General features: G+C 54.3%; 26 protein-coding genes and 2 pseudogenes. 9 read left to right on the top strand and 19 right to left on the bottom strand.

The features are described from left to right. The first annotated feature begins 25 nt into the window (after positions 1 to 25). From KGB06_RS20270 to KGB06_RS20280, 3 genes and pseudogenes are all read left to right on the top strand, one after another. Positions 26 to 1414, top strand: a complete 1389-nt coding sequence (locus KGB06_RS20270; RefSeq protein WP_223518931.1) for an RHS repeat-associated core domain-containing protein — start codon at positions 26 to 28, stop codon at positions 1412 to 1414. Positions 1415 to 1507: 93 nt separating this feature from the next. Then, positions 1508 to 1962, top strand: a pseudogene (locus KGB06_RS20275) (transposase); the annotation flags it as partial. 186 nt (positions 1963 to 2148) lie between these two features. After that, positions 2149 to 2842 (top strand): annotated as a pseudogene (locus tag KGB06_RS20280) (transposase). 72 nt (positions 2843 to 2914) lie between these two features. Here the strand turns inward: KGB06_RS20280 and KGB06_RS20285 are convergent. The 12 genes from KGB06_RS20285 to KGB06_RS20340 all read right to left on the bottom strand — a co-directional run bounded on the left by KGB06_RS20285 (position 2915) and on the right by KGB06_RS20340 (position 13978). Continuing rightward, positions 2915 to 3565, bottom strand: coding sequence for a helix-turn-helix domain-containing protein (locus KGB06_RS20285; RefSeq protein WP_223518933.1), 651 nt, complete (start codon positions 3563 to 3565; stop codon positions 2915 to 2917). 1063 nt (positions 3566 to 4628) lie between these two features. Then, the gene (gene gspM, locus KGB06_RS20290) at positions 4629 to 5093 is read right to left on the bottom strand and encodes a type II secretion system protein GspM (RefSeq protein ID WP_223518935.1); all 465 of its coding nucleotides are present in this window, start codon (positions 5091 to 5093) and stop codon (positions 4629 to 4631) included. After that, entirely contained in the window at positions 5093 to 6190 is a 1098-nt protein-coding gene (gene gspL, locus KGB06_RS20295) for a type II secretion system protein GspL (protein WP_223518937.1), read from the bottom strand. Before gspL ends, gspM begins: the two co-directional genes overlap by 1 nt. Further along, positions 6187 to 7056, bottom strand: a complete 870-nt coding sequence (locus KGB06_RS20300; protein ID WP_223518939.1) for a general secretion pathway protein GspK — start codon at positions 7054 to 7056, stop codon at positions 6187 to 6189. The genes gspL and KGB06_RS20300 overlap by 4 nt, the downstream gene beginning before the upstream one ends. Continuing rightward, complete coding sequence (gspJ, locus tag KGB06_RS20305; RefSeq protein ID WP_223518941.1) at positions 7053 to 7613, bottom strand: type II secretion system minor pseudopilin GspJ; 561 nt, start codon at positions 7611 to 7613, stop codon at positions 7053 to 7055. Before gspJ ends, KGB06_RS20300 begins: the two co-directional genes overlap by 4 nt. After that, the gene (gspI, locus tag KGB06_RS20310; RefSeq protein WP_223518942.1) at positions 7606 to 7971 is read right to left on the bottom strand and encodes a type II secretion system minor pseudopilin GspI; all 366 of its coding nucleotides are present in this window, start codon (positions 7969 to 7971) and stop codon (positions 7606 to 7608) included. Before gspI ends, gspJ begins: the two co-directional genes overlap by 8 nt. Next, positions 7961 to 8431, bottom strand: a complete 471-nt coding sequence (gene gspH, locus KGB06_RS20315; protein WP_223518973.1) for a type II secretion system minor pseudopilin GspH — start codon at positions 8429 to 8431, stop codon at positions 7961 to 7963. Before gspH ends, gspI begins: the two co-directional genes overlap by 11 nt. A 2-nt stretch (positions 8432 to 8433) precedes the next feature. Beyond that, entirely contained in the window at positions 8434 to 8883 is a 450-nt protein-coding gene (gspG, locus tag KGB06_RS20320) for a type II secretion system major pseudopilin GspG (RefSeq protein WP_223518944.1), read from the bottom strand. Between the two features lie 2 nt (positions 8884 to 8885). Beyond that, the gene (gene gspF, locus KGB06_RS20325) at positions 8886 to 10097 is read right to left on the bottom strand and encodes a type II secretion system inner membrane protein GspF (RefSeq protein WP_223518946.1); all 1212 of its coding nucleotides are present in this window, start codon (positions 10095 to 10097) and stop codon (positions 8886 to 8888) included. A gap of 2 nt (positions 10098 to 10099) precedes the next feature. Next, positions 10100 to 11581 carry a type II secretion system ATPase GspE gene (gene gspE, locus KGB06_RS20330; protein ID WP_223518948.1) on the bottom strand — a complete coding sequence of 494 codons (1482 nt, stop codon included), beginning with the start codon at positions 11579 to 11581 and terminating at the stop codon, positions 10100 to 10102. Further along, positions 11578 to 13434, bottom strand: coding sequence for a type II secretion system secretin GspD (gene gspD / locus KGB06_RS20335; RefSeq protein ID WP_223518950.1), 1857 nt, complete (start codon positions 13432 to 13434; stop codon positions 11578 to 11580). The genes gspE and gspD overlap by 4 nt, the downstream gene beginning before the upstream one ends. A gap of 67 nt (positions 13435 to 13501) precedes the next feature. Beyond that, complete coding sequence (locus tag KGB06_RS20340; RefSeq protein ID WP_223518952.1) at positions 13502 to 13978, bottom strand: type II secretion system protein N; 477 nt, start codon at positions 13976 to 13978, stop codon at positions 13502 to 13504. Between the two features lie 59 nt (positions 13979 to 14037). Between KGB06_RS20340 and KGB06_RS20345 the strand changes: the two genes are divergently transcribed. Further along, a complete protein-coding gene (locus KGB06_RS20345) occupies positions 14038 to 14175 on the top strand; it encodes a hypothetical protein (protein ID WP_223518953.1) in 138 nt (45 codons plus the stop codon). Positions 14176 to 14219: 44 nt separating this feature from the next. Here KGB06_RS20345 and gbpA read toward each other — a convergent pair whose 3' ends face one another. The 5 genes from gbpA to KGB06_RS20370 form a co-directional block, all read right to left on the bottom strand. After that, positions 14220 to 15707, bottom strand: a complete 1488-nt coding sequence (gbpA, locus tag KGB06_RS20350) for an N-acetylglucosamine-binding protein GbpA (protein ID WP_223518955.1) — start codon at positions 15705 to 15707, stop codon at positions 14220 to 14222. Between the two features lie 234 nt (positions 15708 to 15941). After that, positions 15942 to 16400: a hypothetical protein gene (locus tag KGB06_RS20355; protein WP_223518957.1), complete on the bottom strand. Its 459-nt coding sequence runs from the start codon at positions 16398 to 16400 to the stop codon at positions 15942 to 15944. Then, positions 16397 to 17293, bottom strand: a complete 897-nt coding sequence (locus KGB06_RS20360) for a transcriptional regulator (protein ID WP_223518959.1) — start codon at positions 17291 to 17293, stop codon at positions 16397 to 16399. Before KGB06_RS20360 ends, KGB06_RS20355 begins: the two co-directional genes overlap by 4 nt. Positions 17294 to 17653: 360 nt before the next feature. Then, complete coding sequence (locus tag KGB06_RS20365) at positions 17654 to 18133, bottom strand: hypothetical protein (RefSeq protein WP_223518960.1); 480 nt, start codon at positions 18131 to 18133, stop codon at positions 17654 to 17656. Continuing rightward, positions 18130 to 18978, bottom strand: a complete 849-nt coding sequence (locus tag KGB06_RS20370) for a transcriptional regulator (RefSeq protein WP_223518962.1) — start codon at positions 18976 to 18978, stop codon at positions 18130 to 18132. The genes KGB06_RS20365 and KGB06_RS20370 overlap by 4 nt, the downstream gene beginning before the upstream one ends. Before the next feature lie 775 nt (positions 18979 to 19753). On the opposite strand from KGB06_RS20370, the gene KGB06_RS20375 reads away from it, so the two are divergent. Continuing rightward, a complete protein-coding gene (locus KGB06_RS20375; protein WP_223518975.1) occupies positions 19754 to 20485 on the top strand; it encodes an ABC transporter permease in 732 nt (243 codons plus the stop codon). A gap of 180 nt (positions 20486 to 20665) precedes the next feature. After that, positions 20666 to 21769, top strand: coding sequence for an AI-2E family transporter (locus KGB06_RS20380; RefSeq protein WP_223518964.1), 1104 nt, complete (start codon positions 20666 to 20668; stop codon positions 21767 to 21769). Between the two features lie 23 nt (positions 21770 to 21792). Here the strand turns inward: KGB06_RS20380 and KGB06_RS20385 are convergent, their stop codons facing one another. Together KGB06_RS20385 and KGB06_RS20390 are read right to left on the bottom strand one after the other, a co-directional pair. After that, positions 21793 to 23097, bottom strand: coding sequence for an ATP-binding protein (locus KGB06_RS20385; protein ID WP_223518966.1), 1305 nt, complete (start codon positions 23095 to 23097; stop codon positions 21793 to 21795). After that, positions 23094 to 23834, bottom strand: coding sequence for a response regulator (locus tag KGB06_RS20390; protein ID WP_223518968.1), 741 nt, complete (start codon positions 23832 to 23834; stop codon positions 23094 to 23096). Before KGB06_RS20390 ends, KGB06_RS20385 begins: the two co-directional genes overlap by 4 nt. Before the next feature lie 307 nt (positions 23835 to 24141). On the opposite strand from KGB06_RS20390, the gene KGB06_RS20395 reads away from it, so the two are divergent. From KGB06_RS20395 to KGB06_RS20405, 3 genes are all read left to right on the top strand, one after another. Further along, the gene (locus KGB06_RS20395) at positions 24142 to 24405 is read left to right on the top strand and encodes a DUF2790 domain-containing protein (RefSeq protein WP_223518970.1); all 264 of its coding nucleotides are present in this window, start codon (positions 24142 to 24144) and stop codon (positions 24403 to 24405) included. A gap of 48 nt (positions 24406 to 24453) precedes the next feature. Further along, positions 24454 to 24666, top strand: a complete 213-nt coding sequence (locus KGB06_RS20400) for a hypothetical protein (protein WP_223518971.1) — start codon at positions 24454 to 24456, stop codon at positions 24664 to 24666. A 123-nt stretch (positions 24667 to 24789) separates the two neighbouring features. After that, positions 24790 to 24956: transposase (locus KGB06_RS20405; RefSeq protein WP_223511913.1), on the top strand; the 167-nt coding region annotated here is incomplete at its 3' end.

Genomic DNA, 24956 nt, shown 5'->3' on the forward strand with positions numbered 1-24956 from the left:
TGCCGCGGGCAACCTCCAGCAACTGGTGGCGGGCCAACCGCTGCTCTGGGATGGGCGCAATCAACTGCAGCGGGTCACCCAGGTCCAGCGCAGCGGTCCCGATGATGACGAAGAGCATTACCAATACGATGGTAGCGGCGCCCGGGTACGCAAAACCACGGTGAGTCATACCAGCGGTACGGCCCGTCGTGCGCAGGTGATCTATTTGCCCGGGTTGGAGTTACGCCGGACCGAGAGCACGCAAGGCAGTAGCACCCGTCTCGAGGAAGAGTTGCAGGTCATCAGTGTTGGCAGCGCTGGTCGCCAGCAAGTACGGGTGTTGCACTGGGAAGCAGGCAAACCGGACGATATACCCAATGACCAATCGCGCGGCAGTCTGGACAACCAGATTGGTTCGAGCTTGCTCGAGCTGGACCAGCACGCGGACATACTGACCCAGGAAGAATATTACCCGTTTGGCGGTACGGCGGTGTGGTCGGGGAAAAATGCCAGCGAAACCAAGTACAAGTTTGTGCGCTATTCGGGCAAGGAACGCGATGCGACGGGGCTGTATTATTACGGGTTCCGTTATTACGCGCCGTGGCTGGGTCGTTGGTTGAATCCGGATCCGGCTGGGACCGTGGATGGGCTCAACCTGTTTTGTATGGTCAGAAATAACCCCATTCGTTTTGTTGATGAATCTGGGCTATTCACAGTAGATGACATTTTGAATGGTGAGCTGGGTATTGATGAAGAGTCACTGCGACAGGCTTTCAATACGGATGGTGCATGGACGGAATTGGTAAGTATTTTGAAGAGTACATATCCTGACCTGCCCAATCATGAGTTTGACGAATTTACTAGCGATGCAACAAATTGGTTCACTACATCAGGACAGCTAAGTGGCATCGCAAGCTCAGAAAACAACCCGAGCGAAAGTGGGACCTTAGATGAAACCGATGTTACTGATGTTTCTCCGCTCAACTCCTTTCACCAGGAGATACGAAACTCTCTGAGAATAGAGGAAGGGGAATTTATATTTCGTGGGGACTTGAGAAGTCCTGATGAAATATTCAAAGAAGGATTTACACCTAGAGGTCGATCTGATGATCTTACCGAATATGTACACAGTAATACTGACAGTATTTATGTGGGATTTTCAAAAAAGGAAAAAATAGCAAGAATATATGCCAATCAAAAGGATGTCGGTGGGTATTTATATGTAGTTAAGCGCCAAGGCCACCATATTGATATTAACTCTGAGTTGAAAAAGCCAGGAAGATGGCCAGCAGGAGAGTACAGGTTTTATGAATATGCGGAAGAAATTTCTGTTCCTGGGGGAGTTAAACCAGCGGAAGTTATAAAAGCCTACCCAGTAAGCGACAAGAAAAAATATACGGCAAGTGCAATCTACAATCCATATGTAGAAAATTAGAACCGGGCGCTCTCAAGGACTAAGTGCAACACCTGACCACTTAAGTACGGTTCTTAGGGGAGGCAGGAGTGGTAACACTCCTGCTTTACCCGACTGAAGGCGCATATCGGCGCTGATCTGGAGTCGGGACTGGTTCATCATGTTCACGGCACGGCGGCCACTGTGGCCGACGTAACCCAAGTTACTGAATTGCTAAATAGCGACGGAAGCGCGGTGTACGCAGACGCGGGATACACCGGTGCTGAGAAGCGTGAAGAGCATGAAAGTCGTAAAGTGATCTGGCAAATTGCCTCGCGGCGCATCACCTATTTCAAGTTGAAAAACGCAGCCTGCTCGACAAGGCCGAGTGCAAAATCGAGTATTGCAAAGCTCAGACGCGAGCCAAAAATGAACACCCTTTTCGGGTAATCAAGCGCCAGTTTGGTTATGTGAAAGCGCGCTTTCGTGGGCTGGCGAAAAACATCGGGCAGCAGACAACGTTGTTCGCTTTGTCGAACCTGTGGATGGCTCGAAAGCGGCTGACGGGTATGGGCGAGGTGCGCCTGTAATGCGGGCAATTGCCCTGAAACTGCGCGATCAGAGGAAAGAGCCGTGAATTAAGGACAAGAAGGTCTGTTTTTCGACCGACTCATGATTTTTTGAACCTCAAGTAGTGAGGCAATCAAAAATCCGTGGGTACTTCAGACCTTCCCTAGGTTCTTTACGAAATCCCTTGAAATCTCCATCACTGTAAAATCCGCCACCATCCGGGCCAGGAAGCCAGGAAGCCAGGAAGCCAGGAAGCCAAGACGGCAAAACAGTATGAACTCCCCGATGCAGCCTGGGAATCGGTGGCGGATATCTTCAGTGAAAGCCGGCGTAGCGGACTCCCACGAGCAGATGATTGCTTGATGCTCAACGGCGTGCTCTGGGTGCTCTGCTCAGGTGCTGCCTGGCGCGACATGCCCGAGCGCTTCGGCCCTTGGTCAACTGTGTATCAACGCTTTCGTGACGGGCATAATCGGGGGGCTTTCAACCAGATGCTCAAGCGACTTCACATCAAGTTGAACGAGCTAAGGTTATACGCCCCCCGAGCCTCTTCCGGCGCCGGGAAAAGGGGCCTGAAGAACCGCTAAATCATGCGTTGGGCCGCAGTCGCGGTGGCCTCCTGATCAAGATTCATATGCTCTGCGATTCGAACGTAATCGCTTTGTGTTTCAACCTGCCAAGGCTGTTCGCCAAGCCCAATTACCGACAACGCAACATTATCGAGCGCATGTTTGACTGGCTGGTGGATCGCCACGAATAAACAGACGTTACGACAAGCTGGCTAAAAGTTTTAGGGCAATAGTCTCTCTGACTTGCACCATGCGCTGTTTACGACGGTACTTTTCCTACACTGTCTGGTCTTTGTTTGTGTCGGTGTTAAAGTATGTCGCTGGTTTGTAATGTGTAAGGATGTTTCTATCTGTGTGCCGCAATACCGATAAGTGGGGCGGCACATCAGTTTATAGGAAGGGGTTAATACCCCTCGGGGAGGGTTTTCGTGATTTTTATGAGATGTCCGCCTTCCATTTCAATATAGCCTCCTTGTTTCAATGCTTTCATGATTGATAGCGCGTGTGATCTGGAAACTCCCGTCGTATCGGTGACAAATGATATGGCTGTGAATTTCTCCCTGATGGAATTTGGTAGTTCATTCATCCACTCCAATGCTGATTTTACTTCCGCGTAGCTATCCCCCAGGCACTGATTTAGCCATTTGCTTGAAAGGTTGCTGGTATTCCAGGTCATAAAGTCAAAAATCCCTTTTAGCAGATTTCTGTCGGCAGCAGCCAGATGAATGTTTTCCATAGGGAGTTCATAATAAGTAGATCGCGATAGTACTTCGTAGCGGCCTGATGGGCCGGTGTAACTAGGCGGTTGATGGTCGAGCACAACGATTCCACCAGGTCCAATAATGTTGATGACTTTATGGCCGCCGATCAATAATCGCCATGCGCCGCTTTCAATCGTGAATATTGAGTGTTCGGTGATTCCTGATAGTTTCTCTCCGGCGTCAATCGTTTTTCGGAAGCCGTTTTTTTTTATCCATGTGTACAGGTAATGAATACTGGCGCCAACAAGTTTGTTGTTGCCACAATTGAAGCCGGACAGATGAATTTTGTTCATTTTAGGCCCTGTTGTTTTTGTGGGAGATGAATTTCATTAATGATCTGGGATTGGTTTCCTTTGGTTTTCAGTATTTCACGGCGTGAATGGCAGCTATTTGTTATTAAATGCGCGTTTTGCGTAAGCGTTGTACTAAGCTATGTTCTTGGGGTAAGTAATTTCAATTGAGAGTCTGATTGCGGACCGGTTTTTTTTGTCGGGGGGATTAGTTGGTTTGTCGTAATTATTTGTTACTTTTTATTGCGAAAGTTAGTTCTCGCGAAGTGGCGGAGAGAGGCTGTCTAAGGCGGGGGAGGGGGAGGTCGAGGTGGATGCGGAATTTGGTTCTGGCTATGAAACGTAGACGCATTGATAGTATGTGGTAGGTAATATTTTGATATTTTCATTGCGATATGTGAGTAGATGTTTCGTTAGGCGCGATTCACGTCGCGCCACTCCATTGCTTCAACCCACCTTGTCTTCCTAAGCCACAATCCAGCGAGTTAACTGCACAACTGAATATCGAAGGTATTTATGCGCTGGTTGGATCGAGTACTGGCTGCTAAACCATGTGCAGTACTTGCCGGAAGCTCCATGGCCGTCATTGATTTGAAAACTTGCGTTATAAGTGTCACCAGCATGAGGCCTAACATCATCCGGTGTAGGTAGCGCCACCCGAGCAACCAGGCTATCAGCGGTAGACACCAAACGTAGAACCCTATTCCGCCCAGGAAGTTTGCGCCTCGAAAAAATCCCCCACCCGGATGTGGCAGCCGCCAGCTTATTCATCCAAAAAAGTTCAAGGTCTTGGATATAGGCCAATCGATTAGAAAAGTAGGCGACTTCCTCCGTTGCGCTGTCCTGCCAGATCTCTCTGGATTCAAATAGTCTGTGAACCTGATCAGGAAATCTCAGTTTTAGTGCTTCAACTTCCATCGCGTCAAAAAAACCAGCCTGGATTGTTTCTCGCCCGAACTGAGGGGTATCGAGTATGTTGACTCTATTTGAAGAAGTTTAGAGTAAGCTGATCTTTCAATTAGTGTGCCTTTTGTACGTAGCGATCGACCTGTAGGGGCCCTGGCCGCTAAACCCCGTTCAGTACCAGCCGGGCTTCCAGCAACTGATCATTCTTTTCAAGACTTAGTGACTGAAACAGAGCGCCTTCCCGTTCGATGTTCTCCAACCAAAGCAACACCCTCGACGCATCGCCCCGCAGGGTGATACGCAAGATTTTTTCGTCGACCTCCAGTTGCTGCAAGTCCAGACCGGCTGCCATTGCGCTATCGTTCAGTCGCGTAGAAAGCGGTGTGAATGTTAATTCGCGCGAGCTTCCCGGCAGTGCGCGTTGCATCTCCCTCGCCAGTTCCAGCCGCTGCTGATAGAGACGTTCAGCCACGGCCAATCGCTGTTGCGCTGGCTGCCAAAGACCGTTGAACAGCAACACGCCGAGCAAAAATACGGCCAACACCGACAGCATCCGACGGTCACGTTCGGGCAACTGCTGCCATTTTTCCCGAAGGACTGGAGGGATTTTCAGAGCGCTGATCATCAGGTGTCTTCCTCGAGGGTCAATACAGCGCGCACGCGATTCTGGTCTTTGCTGGTATTGCCGAGCTTGATAGGCAGCTGGCTCTGGTTGCTGCGTACACGCAACTGTTCAAGCTCGGTGAAAGTGTTCGCGGTCAGCTGGATTTTCCAGCCTTCGCCTATCCGGTACTCAATGCGTTGCACCTCAACGCTGCTACCTCCGATGACTTGCTCTGCAAGTCCGCGCAAACGGGCAAGCTGGGTGGTCCGGCTCACGCCATCTTTGGCCAGTTGTGCTTTGAGTTGGGCTGCGAGGTCGACGATGCGAGTCTGCTCGGGATACATCGACTTGAAACGCTGAACGCTGTGGGCATAGAGCCTTGCACTTTCTTGCTCAAGAAAATGACTGCGGGTCAGGGTAAATGCCCACGCTATAAGAACGGTTGCAACCAGCGCGGCGAGCACGGAACGCACCGGCCAACGACGTTGTGCCAGACTGAACTGACCCTGACGCAGATTGATCGCCCGCGCAGCATTGGCACTCAATACACCGGGCAATTGTGACGGCTCATCCAGCCAATTCATCTGCGTTGGTAACGTCTCATTCAGTGTCTGCCTTGCTTCATCATCGAGTGCCAGACGTGCCTCCAGTGTGCCCCCCACTATCCAGCGTCCGAACCACCACGCACCGCATGCCTGATCACCGGGAAGCAGGTCGGCATCGACATAAATATTCGAGGGCTCGATCCCCGCACCTGTCAACAGTGCGAGTATCGATTCAAGCCGTTGCCGGTCGATCGCCAGCATCGGATAGCGTTGTTGCCCATCCGCGGTTCCCGCCGCGATATGCAAGGTGTCCAGCTCTTGGGCCAAGTGGTCCTCGATGGTATAGGCCAACGCCTGGGCAGAGGGACGCCTGCGCGAGGGCCATCTTTCGCTTAGCCACCAACTGCACGATTCCATTGGCAGAATCAACTCGATATGACTCCCCGTTAATGTGGGGGCCGCTTGCGCCAGGGACATTGTCTGAGGCTCTTGGTTGTCCTGCCACAAGCAACAAGTCCAGTCGTGTGAGGGCTGATTCAGGCCCTCGGCGGTGAGGTAAAGCCAGGTTTTCATAGGCTGATTTCCTTCTCGTACGCAGGAACGAAACGCCGTTGCAGCAGTTGAAGCCGGCCATTGTGCCGATTCCGTTCGAAGTCGCTAATCAGCCGCAGGCGGCGCTGCCCAATCTCAATCTGCACCGTGACGCGAAACCAGCGACCGGTCAGCCCTAACCCATGGCTGGCTACGCCCAAACCCTCAATGACCGGGGCCTGGGTAAACGCCTGGACGCTGGAAAATCCCGCAAGTGGACGCTGTGCTACCAATGCCCGGGCGGCGGCGGGTGTCATGCCTTCAAGGGTGGAAAGCAGTGTTGTGGACGCGGTATTGACGTTCAACGTGGCGTCTGCGGGGAGTAGGGCGATCCAGGGTCGAATGCGCGACAGCCATTGGGCATCAATGCCGGGAACCAGGCGCAGCTCGGAGATATCGGACAATAACCCGGCGTTGTAGGGTGGTCGCAGCCGGGTCAGGTCCGGCGCTTTCAGGTTCAACACCTGAAGGAGCTGCGCCCAACGACCGAGGGTGATCTGGTCGACCTGTCCGGGTTTGAGCAATTGATTGAAGTTGAACCGACCGGCCAGATCTTCGATGTCGATGCGCGCGGTGGCACCGTCGAGTTCGAAGGTGGTCCCCAGCCGGGCCCATTCCTGTCCCAGGTTCACGCTTTTTGAATCGCGCCACTGAGCATTTTGTAAAAACTGAAGCGCCAACGTCTCCGCGCTCAACCCTGACTGCTGCAGCTGCAATCGATGAAGTAGCTGGGCACTGCTTTGTACCGCAAGACGATGACTGCGCAACAGGCTGCTCACCAGCAACAACGCCAGACTCATCACCAGTAAAACGGTAATGAGTGCCACCCCTTCCTGACGGCCCTTCATCGCACCACCTGAGGCAACGCGAAGACCCGTCGAATCTCGCCGAATCGAGGATGGGTAAACACCAGTTCCAACGCTATCGGAGCGACCGGAGATTGGTTTGCATCGCGCGGCCAGTCGAGGCGCCAGCCTGCTTTTTCATCGAGCAAACGCCATCGCACATCGCTTACCCCTTCAAGCAACTTCTGACGCTGTAAAACCGTATGTTCAGCAGAACGACTATGACGCCAGAGAACGCCGTGCTCGACGGTGTAGCTGACTTCCTGCAATTCACTGCGTAACTGATCAAGCGGGTTTCGCCAGTTACCTCGTTGAAAATTCAACAATCCCTGATCCAGCAGGAAGGTCCGGCCCGGTCGGCGTTCCACGACGTGAAGAACATCGCGCTCAATTACCGCAACGGCGCGCATCAGGCTGCGCAAGGCCTGTTGATGAGCAACGCTGCTACGTTCGGTGCTCGCTACGCTATCGAACAGGCGCCAGCACGCCAGCCCCAGCAAGACAAAAACGGCCATGGCGATCATCAGCTCCAGCAGGGTGAAGCCGGCCTGTTTATTCATGGCGGGCCTGCAACCAGCGCTGGCTCCGGTTCACGATGTCATCGCTTTCGGCGCGGCGTACGTTGACTTCAACCTCAAGCAGGCGTTGGTCGTGCGCAGGACGAATGAATTGGTGGATGACCCAGTCTTGTTGTGCAAACTCGACAACGAACTGCTGTCGCCCCAGTGTCGGGTGGCGTTGCAGGCTAGCTTCATTCAACTGGTTATCTGCCAACCACGCCGCAAACAGACGCTCTTCCAACCCACTGTTTTGCTTCAGCACGTATTGGCTGGCTGACAAGGCCGCCGCTACCAGGGTGGCGAAGATGGCCAGCGCGATCATCACCTCCAACAAAGTGAAACCGCGTTCAGTTTTCATTAATGAGCGGCTCGCCAACACCATCACCGGAAATACTCAACCATGGTTGGGTTCGGGTTGATAAGTGCAGGGTAAACGGGCTGAACTCGTCGCTGCTGAGCATGAGGATCTGCGGGTGACCTGGATGTTCACTCAGAACGAGAGGCTGACCCTCTTGTTCAAGTGACATGAACAATCCTGCAGGGAGCTGGTGGACTGGCCCGAGCGGGCGCCAGACTGACTGCTCTAAACGCATTAATTGGTAGTTTTCGCTTTCCACGTGCAGCCCGTACTCTCGTCCTTCGAGTACAGCGCTTTCGCGTGTTGTTTGCAGTAACTGGCGGAAATGATGCGCCTGCTGTAGTGCCTCTCGCCCCGGGTTCTTACTGGCCACCACGTGAACCATGCCAGCCACTACGCTGATGACCACGATGACCATCAGCATTTCAATCAAGGTGAACCCCTGGCATTCCCGTTTCACCTTCAGTTCTCCCAATTGCCGATTTCTGCGGCATGGCCCTCACCACCGTCAACGCCGTCGGAACCGAAGGAGTAAAGATCGTAGCCGTCCGCTTTGATGCCGGGATTGAGGTATTGATAAGGCGTGCCCCAAGGGTCAACGGGCAGTTTTTTCAGGTAGCCTTGTGGGCTCCAGTTTTTTGCTGCCGGCATACCCACGGGGCGTTTGGCCAACGCCTCAAGACCCTGCTGTGTCGAGGGGTAGTTGTGGTTGTCGAGGCGGTACATTTCGAGGGCCGTCGCGATAGCCTGGATGTCGGTGCTGGCCGCCGTTACCTTGGCCTGGTCGGGGCGACTCATGAACTGGGGCACAACGATGGCCCCCAGGATGCCAATAATCACGACGACCACCATGATTTCGATCAGCGTAAAACCGCGCTGTGCGCGGGGTGTTTTGTGCAGGGCAGGTGTCATGATCAGTTCACCAGTTGATTAAGGCTAAGAATCGGCATCAGGATGGCGAGGACAATGAGCAGCACGACGCCGCCCATGACCACCAGCATGAAGGGTTCGAACAGGCTTACGGCCAGCGCTATTCGCGCCGCCAGGTTTTTTTCTTGTTGCTCGGCGGCACGGGCCAACATGCTGTCCAGCTCTCCGGCCCGCTCGCCGCTGGCAATCATGTGGAGCATCAGCGGCGGGATATCCCCACCGCGTTCCAGGCCCCTGGTCAGGGTGCCGCCCTCACGAACTGAACGGGCGACATCGCTCATGCGGGCCCGGATGATCTGGTTCGAAATGACTGCCGCGGCGATTTCCAGCGCATCCACCAGCGGCACGGCGCTCTTGCCGAGAATCGCCAGGGTGCTGGCAAACCGCGCTGTTTCAGTGGCCCGCAATACCCCGCCCAACAACGGGATCTTGAGCAAGAGGTCATGCCAGCGCAGCCGCACGGAGGGCTGTCGCAGAGCCGCACGGGCGGCGGCCATCAACGCAAACATCAGCAACAGTAGCCACACACCATAAATGCGCAATCCATCACTCAGGGCGATCAGTCCTTGGGTCAGCAAAGGTAAAGGCTGACCGCTGTCGACAAAAACCTTGACGACATCCGGCACCACAAAAGCCAGCAGGAAACCGACGATGATCAGCGAGGCGAACATCAGAATCAGCGGATAGACCAGCGCCAGCTGAATACGTTGACGCGATAGCTGGGTTGCCTCGGTATAGTCGGCCAGTTGCTCCAGTACCTGATCCAGATGTCCGGAACGTTCGCCGGCCGCGACCGTGGCACGGTACAGATCAGGGAATGCCCGTGGAAAACCTGCCAGGGCCGACGCCAGTGCGTACCCTTCCAGAACGCGGCTACGCACCGACAACAACAGGCTGTTGATTCGACGTTGTTCATTCTGGGAGGCCACTGCTTGCAAGGCTTCTTCCAGTGGTAGCGATGCTTGAATCAGTGTTGACAACTGTCGTGTCACCAGTGCCAGTTCGCTGGCACTCAAGCGAGTATTACGGGTGAATCGACCGCCAGCCCCCGCTGTGCGTTTGGCAGCTTGAACGCGTGTCGGCAACAAGCCCTGCTCGCGCAGTAATTGCCTGGCATGTCGTGGGCTGTCGGCCTCCTGGCTGCCTCGGATCGTACGGCCGTTATTGTTTTTTGCCTGATATTCGAATGCCGGCATGGTCAGTCCTCCTGAGTTACCCGCAACAATTCATCGAGGCTGGTGGTGCCATCGAGCACCCGCCGCTGGCCATCCTGAAACAGACTGAGAGAGGTGTTTCGCGCTTCTTGTATAAGCTCTGGTTCAGTGGCGCCGCGATGGATCAAAGAGGCCAACACCGGGTTCACAGTGATCAATTCATAGATTCCAATACGCCCGCGATACCCCTGTTGGCACTGGCTGCATCCCTGAGCCCGAAACAATTGCGGTGCGCAGTCGGCTGTCAGTCCAAGACGCAAGCTCTCGGCCGAATCGGCCACATACGGTGTTTTGCATTCACTGCACAGGCTGCGCAGCAGGCGCTGAGCGAGTACTCCCACCAGAGAGGAGGCCAGCAAGTAGGCGTCGATTCCCATGTCCAATAGACGGGTCACTGCACCAACAGCGCTGTTGGTGTGCAACGTCGACAGCACCAGGTGCCCGGTCAGGGACGCTTGCACTGCGATCTCGGCGGTCTCCGTGTCGCGGATTTCTCCCACCATCACCACGTCCGGATCCTGACGTAACATCGCCCGCAAACTACGCGCAAAGGTCATATCCACTTTTGTGTTGACCGGTGTCTGCCCAATGCCTGGCAGGTGATATTCAATGGGGTCTTCAACGGTGAGGATGTTGCGCGTTTGATCATTCAGATGGGTCAGCGCTGCATACAGGCTGGTGGTCTTGCCGGAACCGGTGGGGCCGGTGACCAGGAATATCCCATGGGGTTTGCCGAGCATTTGTTGCAAGCGTGTCAGCGTTTCTGCAGGCATCCCCAATCGTGCCAAATCCAGGTGCCCGGACTGCTTGTCCAACAGCCTCAAAACCACACGTTCGCCATGCGCCGATGGCAGCGTCGAGACCCGGACATCCACTTCGTGTCCCGCCAGGCGCAAGGCAATGCGGCCATCCTGCGGGATACGCTTTTCGGCGATGTCCAGGCGGGCCATGACCTTGATCCGCGACACCAGCAAATTCGCCAGTTCGCGCTTGGGCCGCAACACTTCGCGCAGCTGGCCATCGATCCGCATTCGCACGGACAGATACTGCTCAAAGGTCTCCAGGTGGACATCCGAAGCCTTCTCTCGCACCGCCTCACTCAGCAGCGCGTTGATCAGACGGATGATCGGTGCATCACCTTCTTGCTCCAACAAGTCTGCCGCCTGGGGCACCTGATCGGCCAAGCTGACCAGATCCAGATCATCGTGCAGGCCTTGGGCAACTTCTTCGGCTGCACTTTGTCCCTCTCGATAACAAGCGGCCAGGCGCACTGCGAACGTCTGAGTGTCGATGCGTTGCAACGGCAGATCCCGATCACTCAGGCGCCTGACTTCAGCCAGTGCAGTTAGCGGTGTGTCGTCGCGAAACAGTACGCGCGCCTCTACGGATTTCCCTTCGATCAGCACACCGAATCGACGGGCAAATCCAAAGGGAAGTTGCAGATCCAGCACTGTCTCCTGGCTCATTGGGAGCGCACCTTTTCTTTGCGCAGATCAATCAATTGATTGTCATCTGCTCCCTGAAACAACTGGTGGGGGTCCTTGGGCAGCAATAGGGAGTTGCTCTGCCGCACCCCCGGCTTGCTGAGATCACGCAAGTCGTTGTAACGGTCTTTGGTGATTTCGGCCAGATTCTCCCGGCTGCGCACGATGGTTGGCCGCAGGAACACCATCAGATTTGTCTTTTCGTGGGTGTCATTACTGGAGCGGAACAGCCCGCCGATCAGCGGAATGCGCCTCAGGTAAGGGACACTGCTTTCCACCGTCCTCACGCTGTCCCTGATCAGCCCGCCGATCACGATGATCTCGCCATCGTCAGCCAGAATGGTGCTTTTCAATGCCCGCTTGTTGGTGATCAGATCGCCGTCAGTCAAGCCGCTGGAGGAGGGGGCTATTTCCGAGTTTTCCTGCTCGACTTCCAGCCTCAGGGTCGAGCCTTCGTTGATGTGTGGCTTGATCTTCAGGCTGATGCCGACATCCTTGCGCTCCACCGTCGTGAAGGGATTGTCCGCACCGCTGCCCGACGTCGCGTAGGAGCCCGTCTTGAAAGGGACGTTCTGCCCGACCAGGATTTCTGCTTGCTGATTGTCCAGCGTCAACAGGCTGGGCGTCGACAGCAGGTTGTTGCGCGCATTGCTGGCCAGCGCCGTGACCAGCACACTGAAGCTGTCGCTGCCGATTTTCAAGGCGGCACCGTCCGGCAATTTCACCCCCCCATCAGACGTGAGTAACCCGCCAAGGGTGCTGCCCGCCGCCGGGAAGGTAATGCCACCTTTTACATCGCCGCTATCCACGCGCCATTGCACGCCGAGGGCTTCATTGATGTCGCCGGATACCTCTACGATCGCCGCGTGGATCAACACCTGGGCGCGAGGTTGGTCGAGTTGGCGCACGATACTCTCAATCGTCCGCAGCTGAGCCGGCTCGGCAATCACCACCAAGGCATTCTGACTCTCGGCGGCTTTGACCACGACGGGCATGGAGGACGTCAGCTCTTTACTGCTACCGGATCCCATGGGGGGCTTCATGCCTTGGCCCATCGAGTCGAGCATTTCTGCCAGTTGCTTGGCGTCACTGAAGCGAAGACGGATCACCTTGGCATTATCGGTCTGGGCATTGGCCGGTGTATCCAGTGAACGTGCCATATCAATCAGGCGTTGACGTGCGACCTGAGTCCCCAGGATTAGCAGGCGATTGCTGCGCGAATCGGCAATCACCTGGCTACCCGATTCCAGGTTTTGCTTGCCGAGGGATTGCTCCATCACCTTGGCGATTTCGGCGGCCAGACCGTGACGCAACTCGACGACGGCGTGGGCATTCTTGGCGCCCGAGTCCAGTTGTCGCACGATATGTGCGATGCGCCGAACATTCTCCGTACTGTCGGTGACGATCAGCGCATTGGCCGATGCGGAAGGGCCAATGTAACCATGGGCCGTTACCAAAGGCCGAATCAGCACGGCCAGATCCACGGCAACACTTGAATTGAGCGTCATGACCTCGGTCACGAACTCGGCCGGCGAGGCGGCTTGCCCGGTGCCGGCCCGGGCCTTGGCTTCTGCTGCCGGAATAATCAGCAAACGATCGCCCTGATCGACAGTGGCAAAGCCGTTGGCTTCGAGCACGGAGTAAAACAGGCGACGAACGCCTTCGCGGTCCAGCGGCTGGCGGGAAAGCACGGTAATACGTCCCTGGACACGGGGGTCGAGAATCACCGTAGCACCGAGAATCGAGGACATTTCCTGGACGACGTCGCGCAGTTCCGCATCCTTCATGGACAACTGCCATTGAGGGACTTGGGCCAGAACAACGCCTTGAAACATCAAGGGCGCCAGAATCAGGGATTGTAGCCAGCGTCGCGGTGAAAACCGCCAGTCTGTATTCGTGCAGTCAATCACTTTGGTCTCGATGTGTGGTCGGTTGAAGATGGTGGGACGAAGGCTCGACAACTGCGTTGTGTACGTCACGTTCAAGCAATCGCAACGTCGGCTTGCCTGTTGTTTCCAGGGGCAACACCTCTTCACGACCGTCCCGCCACAAAACCGCCTGCGCCACTTCGACGCGGCGCAATACGCTGCCGCCCGGCAAGGTGTCTCCCACCTGGTAGGTACGCTGACCTTCGGCACCCGCGAGCAACGCGCGCGAGTCTCCCGCGCTTGAGACAAAGCTGGCCCTCAGCACCAGTGCTTCGGTGCTGCGGGCCGGGGTGTCCTGTCCAGCCAGGCCAAGCACGGCCGCAATTGCACGGGGATTGAACGCCTGATGCTCACCGCGTGCCGGGGCAGGGGGGGAAGGCAGGTTTTCCACCTTGGGTAAGGTGTTGCGCCAGGCCCGCTCTTGCCAAAGCAATACACTTGCATAGCTCAACGGCAGAACCAGCAATGCCGTTCTGAAAAGTCTTGGGAGCAAACCCGGGATTGCCGTAAATGAAAAACTCAAGCGCCATTCAACTCAGAAAAAATGCGATGGAATTTCCGGGCGCGGTTGATGACCGCCGCAGGAGCGTCGGCTCAAAACGACACTCGATTGACGCGGCTTGCCGGTTTTTCAAACAGCCGTTGTGAAGCCGACAGCCCGCAAAGGTTGTCCGGCCTCACGTTGGATGGAGTTACCGGGCGATCCAGGCATCCGGCCAGTTGGAGCCTATCCCCGGCTCATACTGGTTGGCATTCGGGTTATAGATCTTGCACCAGCCCTCATAAGGGAACGGTTTACACTCATAGACCTTGCCGTCTTTTGGCTGCAGCACCTTAGTGCCTGCTCTGTAGCTGGCTAGTTCGTTCGGGAACTCGAATTCATAATCGCCACTACCTGCTTCTCCGGTCATTTCAATGCGTTTGACGTCCTGAAGATTGACCCGGCCATCGTCACTGCGGCCCACCAGCAATACCTGGTGTGTACCTGGCGAGCTGATCACAGGAACACTGAACGATGCTGTCGTAGCGTTGACCCGTTGGTTTGCTTCACCCACTTGCTTGTTGTTGGCATCCAGTACGGTTGCTACAACGTTGAGTTCGCGGTTGGACATCACGGTGAAGTCGACATTGGCCTTGCCTTTGTCTAGTTCGTACTCAGTCGCGATGTTATGAAAGTGCAGATAGGCGTCCGGGTCGCCCACCAGAACCGTTTGCATCTGGTAGCTGGTGACGCCACTTTCGGCTTTGGCGTACAAGGTGTTGGTGCCTTTGACAGGCGCGATATTGCCTTCACTATCACGCACACCGGCACGGATCAGTGTCTGGGTCGCATTGACCTTTTCAGCCAGTTTGAATGACCAGTTCTGTGCAACGCCGTCTTCAGCTGTTTCGATACGGATGCCCACGCTGTATTCAGGGCTCTCGGTACCGCCAATGAAGGCTCGCGCCTTGACTTGATCACCGACTTGCAGGGGTTGGTTGGGTGTGATGTTGCCCACACTGTTCCAGCCATCGGCAGGTCCATCTGGGCCGCCATCCGCGATGATGTTTACATCCACTGCCTTGTGGAAGGCCATGGCCGTGTCATCAACTGTCCACAGACCCAGAATGACATGGTGTCCGCTACGGTCGGCAGGAACCACGCAGGTATGCTTTTCCTTGCCCGGGCCTGAGCCGCCTACCGCACCGTTAATCGGTGGGAGGCCATTGCCTTGGACGGTGCAAAATGGAGCGGCGTCAAAAGCCGAACGCTTGAGTGGTTCGTTCGGATTCCAGCCGGTTCGGGTGATGAAGTATTCCCAGCGAGTCGTTTTATGGCCCGCGGTGTAGTACCAGGCAAACTTGATGGTGCGATCTTTGATTTCGTTCAGATGCCAGCGACTGGCTGTTTGAATGTCCATTTCAGAGAATGACGGGTTACCGGCGCTGGGGATCTTTCCATCGGCAGGGCCCAAGCCTGGAAAACCTTTGGTGCCCTCACCGACGCTGTGAGGCTCGTATTGTGCTGCCCCGCAATTGGTATTTAAGCCGAGTGACGGAATGCAGGAATAGGCGCGCTCTGGAGGGTCGGTGATGTAACCGTGAGCGGCCGCTTGTTGAGACGTCAGTAAGGTGCTCAGCAGCGCTACTGAAAATGCACACCGTAAAAGTAGTCCGTTCGGTAACAATTTGTCTTTCATTGGTAGCTCCTGCTTGGTGCAATTTATTAGGCTCTGAGTGCACTGGACTACGTTTCAGAACGCGAGTCCCATCCTTTTGGTACCACTGAACGGCGCACATCACGGCATTAATAGTTGTGAAAAATGCTCTGTGCGCCGAGGTGATAAGCGAAGAGGCGTGACAGTTGGAATGCTCAGGTCGCCGCCTTGTATCAGTCCGGAGTCAAGTTGCTGGAGAGTCAGGTGGTGAGGGTTCTAGTGTGCCAATCCAAAACATCGCAGTTTTTGAAGCTCGACTATATAGGCGCAGAAATTGTCGGGTCGGGTGGGCAGCCTGTAAAACGTGAGCGGCATGTTTTCCTTTGCATAATAAGCTTGGTTATAGGCCAACTGACTGTGGGCATATTTTTTTGATGCCCTGTTCAGGCTCTGGTTTTTAGAGAGGGTGGTTAAAAAGAAACTACCCCGGAAAGTGCTTTTGATCCCAAGCGGCGTAATGTGAGATGTGCTGTCGATTTGTTGAAAATCGTAAACATTATTTTTCTGGAATTGTAAGCGCGCGTTTTGGGATATCGATTCACCGTTTTCGAACAAGACGATGCCTTGGGAGAAATAAGGTCCGTAGAGGTGATGCCGCTCAAGGGTGGAATACACAAGGTGAGCGAGCGTCAGCAGCAGTGCCACGATGAAGAGCGATAAATCTGAGCGGATCATTTTACACAGGCCAATAGTTGATGATCATTGATTTTTGTTATTTGGGAATGGTGCATAAGGATGGTAGAAACACTGCCGTATTGATTGATGCAAATGACATCGAAATAATTGTACATGCGGTTAAATAATAATGTGATGGGCGCTCCTGAAATTGCCAGTAACCTATCCCGCAAGGGGCTGATTTCAGTGTATAGAGTTGCAAGTTTTTCGTTGTCAGGAGCCGTATACAGAAGGCTTTTATTGCCGATGTGTTCAGTGCTAACGGCCAGTCCAGGCTGCACAAGCAGAGTAAGATTGGAACGCCAAACGAGGGTCGCGAACAGGAATGCAATAAGTAATAAAAGAAAAATACGGCGACTCTTAACTATGCATTGCATGAGGGCAGTACGCTCGCCTGAGGGGGAGGCAGCAATAGTCGGTGCCAGATTTATATCGTGCTGGAATGCAGGCCGCTCTTCGGGAGGAATTAGAAAACGAGAGTTGAGTTGATACCCACGACGAGGCATGGTCTGTATGATTTCTTTGGCCACTTCATCACTCAGATGCTCTCTTATGCTGGAAATGGCTTGATTCAGGCTGCTTTGAGTGACAACGCGCCCAGGCCAGGCATAGGCCAGGATATCTTCTCGGGCGACAATAGTATTAGCCCTTGTAATTAACAATTCCAGCAGGCGGGAAGAGGAAAAGCTAAGCTCCACTTTGGAGGTCAGCTGTTCTCCAAAGAAAAATGTTAGTAACTGACAGGTAGGCTCGAAGTGAACATAATGTTCTGGCTTTGCGCAGCGAATGACATGGCAGCCAGGAGGGGGTGGAATCGTGCGTGTATTTACAGTATCAACGCTCTGAGGCGATTCTTTAGAAAGGCGGGGTTCTTGTATGTCTGTGGAAGTCATGTTTTTGCCTTAAAGATACGCAAGGTAAAAATAGCATCCAATAAATGATGCAGTCGCTAATATCTGAAGGAGGTGAGGGTGAGGGGCATCCTCTCTTCGAGGCCGAACACGCGCACTCAACACCTGCTTGAGCATCTGCTTGATAGGTCCTGTAGGAACTATCAAGCAGATGCCTCCAAACGCGAAGTCAATAGATGTCAATTCACATCAATTCACGATTTTTTCCTGAAAAAAAGCTCGCATTTTCCGCTCTTCACTCTCTGAACTACAGCAGTCTCTTGATTTTTGTCAGCGGGACTAACCCATTCTTCACGAGATCCATTCGCAGAGGTTGTAGAAACCTGGCTGGAAGTCATCGCTTCACGGGTGAAGTTCGCGGGAACGATTCTGGCCGAAACATCTAACTTTATTTAGCTCCTTAATGTAAAAACATAATGTATCTTTGTCATGAGGGAGCGTATAGAGGGTCAGGAGGGTTCCGGGCTTACTGTTGTAGGCATTATTAAATACAATGTCTTCGTCGCTGTAGCTTGGGGGGGCTGTTACTTTTGAAGAGTTGGAAGAAATGTTTTTCAGCTTTAAATTTCCCGCTATATGAGCGTCTACGTCCCTGAAATAATCCTGATACCAGGCACCTACCTGGATGTACTCATAAAGGCTGTTGCTTTTTAGTTGCATTCGAATGCTGACAGGGGTGCTGCTGCCATCGCTCATCAGAAACAGTCCGGTAGAAAAATAGGCGCCACTAGTTGGGTGTGCCCGTCCTAGAAATGAATACCCTGCATGGGCAACTCCGAAGGTGACTATCAAGACACTCAGTACGCTGTTCAGTCTGATCATTGCAGGCACTCCCGCAATTGTTGATCATTTACGGTCGCCAGTTGGGTGCGGTAAACGGTTATGAATTTTGTTACGCCTTGATGGATACAGGTGATGTCATAGTAGTCTTGTGTGCGGTTGAACACGAGAGTTCCAGGGCGACTTGAAAAAAGTACAAGACGCTCGCGTATTTTTGATAGGTCATTCTGGAGTGATTCTAAAGAACTCAGGTTGGGAGCCGTATAAATCAGACGTTGATTGTTTTCTTGTTGCGTATCGATGACAAGATTAGGTTGAAGCAGCAGATCCCAATCAACACGCCAAAGCAGGGTGCTTAGCATCAATGCCGTGATTGTCACCAAAAACAACCTGACTGGCCTCTGCCAGTGTTCAGGCAAGGCATCCCATTTGGAGTGCAGGTGGGTGTTATTTTCAATAACAGTCGGTGTGTCACCACAGTCGTCGCCCGTCTCTGAAAGCTCTACTGCAGCAGTAAGAAAGCTTGAGTTGAAGACATAACCGCGGCGAGGAATGGTCTGGATGATTTCTTTGTTTTGTTCATCCCCGAGTAGTTCTCGTAATCGTGAAATTGCTTGATTAAGGCTACTTTGTGTGACGACACGCTCTGGCCATGCGTACTCAAGTATTTCGTTGCGAGTGACAACAACATCAGCGTTTCTCACCATCAACTCGAGTAATCGACTGGGGGAAAACCCTAACTCAACCTGATATTTTGAGGTTCCTTCGATCAAGGAAATCTGCTGGCGTTGAGGAAAAAAAATTGCTGATCGCCCTCGTTGTGAGCATCTGATGGTGTAGCTAAAGAATGGACCACTTTGCGTGGTAGTACTCGTCAGGGTATCCATGATGCATCCGTGATTTCTTGCAGTTGGAGGTGTTTGGTTGAGACGTGTATATAGTTGATTTATTTGAAAAATTGGCAGGTCGTGAACGAGGCGTCCTATCAGTATGATTGCACGTCCGGATCCAGTCCGTCACGCGAGCGGAGTCGAGTCTGTGAAAGGGCGCCGGACCCTGGCACTCAGAGTCGTGATCACTATCAGGTGGGCTGCAAATCACAATTATTGAGAAGTTTTGACTTTGTAAATTCAGGTTGGCAGGCAAGATGCTGCGCTTCGAGTTGACTTGGGCGAGCCTGTGTCTACCTACACAGTCTGGATTATTTGTGAGCGCTGCGATGGCGTATACAAGCCGGCACCGCTGACCTGGAATCAGGTCGCACGCTGTGTTCGATGTGCGGCGGTACTGGATCGAGGCAGTCGGCTCAGTCTGCAACAACATTTGGCGCTGACGATCGGTGCCGGTCTGCTTTTTGTGTTAGCTAACGCCTTCCCCGTCATCTCCATCAGCCTGCAAGACCTGACTCATCAGGCGACGTTATAGGACTCCGTACAGTCCTTGGCACAGGGGGCGGTAGGTATCATCGCCATGCGGCAGGGTATGTCGAGTAATCCGGCAGGCTTGAAGATGATTTCGGACTATGAATTATCGTGAATTAATAGTTACAAATTGTTCGTTTCGCAGCGTCCTGCTTGATAGTCGGTCTACGCCTCTTGGGAGTAAAGACCTTTGAAACATCGATCACTTCTAAAAAATAGAAAAACAGTGATTGCGGCGCTCGTGTTGCATGAGGTACGTGCGCGCGTCAATGAGCGACGTATGAGAGGTATCTGGATTCTGCTTGAACCGGTTTGTCATTTAGTGTTGTTCACTCATTTATTTGCACAGAACGGTGGACAAACAGTTGTAGGCATCGATTTTTCCATCTTTGTATTGGCAGGGTTGGTGCCGTTCTTGCTTTTTCGAAATATCGTCCTGCGTCTGATGGGAAGCACCTGCGCCAAGCGGGCATCGTTTGCCAATAGGCAGATCAATCCGCTGAATATCCTGATAGCTCGAACGTTAGTCGAAACGTTTTTCGCCATCGTCGTGTACATCATTCTGGTGCTGATTTTTGCTGGATATGGTTTTGACGTGTCCATCAAGGCACCTGTCGAATGGCTATTGATTATCATTCTTGGGTTGTTGTTTTCCTTCGGGTTGGGTGTAGTGCTGGCGTCGCTTAACCATGCGAGCCCCGGGATCAACGTGTGTGTCCGAACGATGTTCTTTCCGCTGTATTTCATTTCGGGTGTGCTGGTTCCCGCGGTTTATATTCCGAACGCCATGTTGCCGATATTGCTACTGAATCCGTTTTTACACCTGGAGGAGTTGATTCGTTCGCAGGTGTTTTCTGATTACGAACCTGTAGAAGGAGTTTCGGTTGAATACGTCATGGTGATGGCTTTAGTCCTACTGTTCGTTTCGATTAGCGTTTACCGGCGTCGTCGACAAATCCATATCAAGCTCTAATTTCATAGTTTTTGATTTCCATCATTGTCCGTACCAAAGCATAAATATTCGCCAACATCCGGGCGGTGTTTATGCCTATGAAGAAAGGGCGCTGTAGATACTTTGCGTATCCCCCTGATTGAGCCCGCATGCTGGATTTACCGATCTCACAACGTTGTTGTCAGCTACTGGAGCTTATGAATGCCGCCCGCGACCATTTCCGAGAAGGCCTTGTCCCGAAATATGCTCGATGTACTGATTCGCGCGGGGCTGCTCGCCATTATGGTGATTTTTTGCTTCCGGATTTTTAGTCCATTCATGAGTTTGATGCTGTGGTCAGTCATCCTGGCGATCACGCTCTATCCACTGCAACGCAGTCTTCAAAGCAAGCTGGGTAGAAGTAATGGATTCACCGCGACTCTAATCGTGCTTATTGCTATAGGCGTCCTGATTGCAACTGTCTGTCTGCTGGGTCAGTCGCTTGTTGATTCGGTTGAGGGGGCCATGACGATGGTCAAAACCGGTAGCTTCCAGATTCCTCTACCGCCCGAAACGATCGCCCACTGGCCATTGGTGGGCAAACTGCTGCATAGCGTCTGGATGCAGGCTGTCACGGACCTGCCTGACCTGATCCAAAAATACCTGCCTGAGATCAAGCACTTCACCCTATCCCTTTTAAGCGAGCTGGCAGGTGCCGGGATGGGGTTTCTCATGTTCATCGTCGCCTTGATGATCGCCGGCATCTTGATGGCGTTCGGTGAAAGCGGTGGCCGCAGTGCGGTGCAAATCGTGTCACGTATCTGTGGTCCTGCAAAAGGGCCAAAAATCACCTCGCTGTGCACCACCACGATTCGCGCAGTTGCGTTAGGTGTGATCGGTATAGCCTTCATTCAGATGCTGCTGGTGGGTGCCGGTTTCGTGGTGATGGGGGTCCCCGGCGCCGGCTTGTTAGCCCTTGTGCTGTTGCTGCTGGGTATCATGCAGTTACCCGCCACCTTGGTAACCGTTCCCGTGATCATCTACGTTTTTGCGAGTGAGGGTGCGAGTACGGTGTCCGTAGTATTTGCCATCTATGTGTTTATCGCGGGTTTGGTCGACAACGTGCTAAAGCCAATGTTGCTGGGGCGTGGCGTCGATGTACCGATGCCTGTGGTGCTGGTCGGCGCTTTGGGCGGGATGATCAGCGGCGGCATTATTGGGTTGTTTATCGGTCCTGTTCTTCTTGCAGTCAGCTATCAGTTGTTCTGGCAATGGGTGAAAGACCAGCCGCGAGATAACGTGCTGGACGACCTGGGACAGGCTTGATGTCTTTAAGCGTAACGATGAGATCAGCTCGGTTGAGTCGGTAATCCAAGCTCCGCACATAAACCACCCCCCTCACGATTACTCAACGTCAACGACCCGCCGATGGCCTGCGCCAGTTGCTGGGCAATTGCCAGGCCCAGCCCGGTCCCGCCGGTGCTACGGTTACGCGAATTCTCCACCCGGTAAAACGGTTCCATCACGTGGGCCAGTTCTTCCTCGGCAATGCCCGGTCCGCGGTCCATGACTGTCACTGACAGGCTGCCGTTTTTGGTTTCTACCTTCAGTTCGGCCGCACCCGCGAACTTCAACGCATTGTCGGTGAGGTTCACCAATACCCGCCGCAACGCATGCGGCCGGGTGTCGATCACCGCGCTGCTTTTGCCACTCAGTTGCACGTCTTTGCCCATGTCCTGATAGTCGAACACCAGGCTGTCGAGGAATGAATCCAGGTCGGTTCGGCGACTTTCTTCGGTGGAGCCGTGAATGCTGCGAGCGTACGCGACGCCTTCGCGCACCAGATGCTCCATCTCTCCGAGGTCGTTCCACAGTTTGTCTTTCTCGGTGGAGTCGTCCATGAATTCGGCGCGCAGTTTCATGCGGGTGATCGGGGTTTGCAGGTCGTGGGAGATCGCTGCCAGCAGTTGCATGCGCTCCTTGAGGTAGGCGGCGATGCGCGCCTGCATTGAATTGAAAGCCTTGGCGGCGTGGGCAACTTCGGTCGGGCCTTTTTCGTCCAGGTGCACGGCGTGGGCATTGGGGTCGAGCGTTTCCACGGCCTGGGCGAGCCGAGTCAGCGGGCGGATGGCGATGCGCACAGCCAGCCAGGTGCAAGCGATCAACAACGCCAATTGGCCGAGCAGGACGAAGGGTAGCCACGGCGACAATGGCACCATCGACGGACGTACGTCGATGGTGACCGGGCTGCCATCGGTCAGTTTCAGATGGACCTGGAAGTGTTTGATCGGGCCGGGAATGTCGGTCACGGTCATCGGGTAATCCTTGCCGATGGCGTCCTTGATCGAGGTCACCGCAATCGGGGTGTCGCGCATGGCCTCGCCCGGCGAGCCTTCATCCAGCAGATAGCGGTAATTGCGCCGGTCCAGTTGTTTCAGCCAGCTCATCCGTTCCGCCGCCGGCAAGCGGTCGAGGATGGCGATGGAGGTCGAGACATCGGTCTCGAGGTTGCCAAGCATGGTGTTTTTCGCGCTTTCGTAACGCTCGTAATACTGTGCGCCGAAGGACAGCGCCTGCGCCAGGATCAAGCCGATCAGAAAGATCAGCGACAGCCGTGAGGCGAGGGTGCGGGGCCAGTGGAAGTTGAGGTTCATGAAGGCGCACCGAGGACTTCCACCGGCAGTGAAAACACATAGCCCTCACTGCGCACGGTTTTGATGTAGGCCGGTTCGCGGGCGTCGTCGAGCAGACGCTGGCGCAAGCGGCTGACCAACAAGTCGATGGAGCGGTCGAACAGGTCGGCGTCGCGGCCCTGGGTCAGGTTCAGCAGTTGATCGCGATTGAGCACCCGCTGCGGGTGATCGAGAAAGACCCGCAGCAGCCGGTATTCGGCGCCGCTCAGCGCGACCATGGTGCCGTCGTCGTCCAGCAAGTGCCGGGCCGAGGTGTCCAGGCGCCAGCGACCGAATGCCAGCAGGCGACCGCTCTCGGTCACCATCAGGTTGGGCGGCAACATGCGCGTGCGGCGTAATACGGCGTTGATTCGGGCGAGCAGCTCGCGGGCGGCGAACGGTTTGACCAGGTAATCGTCGGCGCCCATTTCCAGGCCGATGATGCGGTCGGTTTCATCGTTGCGCGCGGTGAGCATGAGCACCGGGGTGGCCTTGTGTTTACCGGCGCGCAATTCACGGCAGAGCATCAGGCCATCGTCGCCGGGCATCATGATGTCGAGCACGATGAGGTCCACCGGCGTGGTTTCAAGAAACGCGCGCATCTGCCGGCCGTCGGCGACGACCGTGGTGCGCAGGCCGTTCTTCTTGAGGTAGTTGCCTACCAGTTCCCGGATCTCGCGGTCATCGTCCACGATGAGAATGTGATCGACGTGCTCCATGGGGCCAAGCCTCTATCAATGGGGGGATATTGCGCAGTCTATCGAGCCTGCGTCCGCTCGACCGCCACCCTTTGTATTGCAGTGTATCTGGCTTGGTGGCGGATACACGCAGACGCAAAAACACGGTTTTTCAGGGGTTTTGTATCGCTGTGTATCGGGGCCCGGCTTTGATACGTACCGATTTATACGCGTCTGTTTTCGACACAGACCAGATACCTCGCAGGCTTCTAATAGGTTCCATCGAGGCTAACCAGAACGCCTCGGCTCAATCGAACCACTGACCCATTGAAGCCTTGAGGAACCCGCCATGAACACTAAAGCCATCTACGCCGCTTGCCTGTTTGCCGCACTGAACATCTGCACCTTGTCGGCCCGTGCCGAAGTAGACGTTACACCGAAAACCTACACCTACGGCACGCATTTGGACATCAAGAAAGTCGTGTCGCTGAAACAGGACGCGACGCCGATCTGCGGGGTGGTGGATGCGCAACTGACCTACCTGGATTCGCAGAACAAAACCCAGGTCCTGGACTACCGCAAAGTCGCTGATGGCTGCAACTCGGACAACTGAGTACCTCGATCACCCATTGCCCCCTCCCTTTGAAACAGGAAACACATCATGAACAACGTAAGCCGCTATTTGACCGCCATTGCCTTCACCATCGCCGGCGCCGCCGCCCATGCCAATGCCGCTGTTGAACAGAGTAGTTGTGGCAGCGCTACGTGCTTCCAGCTGACGCCGATGGCGCACAAGGACGCGAATGCGTTTCTGGCACAGGATGGCGGTAGCCGGACTCCGCAGGGGCAGCAACTGGAAAACCAGACTGCCTGAAGCCGGAACACTGTTGTGTGAACACCACCGATCCAGTGTAGGAGCGGGCTTGATCTGGCCTAATGAAATTGGACACATCAATAGGGCGCTATGATGGCGCCCAAATCTAAGGTGTGCATGATGATGCGAAAGTCCTATTCCAGCGAGTTCAAGCTCAATGCTGCAAGCATGGTGCTTGATGAAGACCAGCCCATTCTTGAGGTCTGCGCCAACTTCGATATCGGCCCTACTGCGTTGCGCCGCTGGGTCGAGCAGGTCAGGAAAGAACGTGCAGGCTCGACGCTAGCGGG

Origin of the sequence: Pseudomonas sp. GL-B-19 (assembly GCF_019956415.1) — a bacterium.
Lineage (GTDB): Bacteria > Pseudomonadota > Gammaproteobacteria > Pseudomonadales > Pseudomonadaceae > Aquipseudomonas.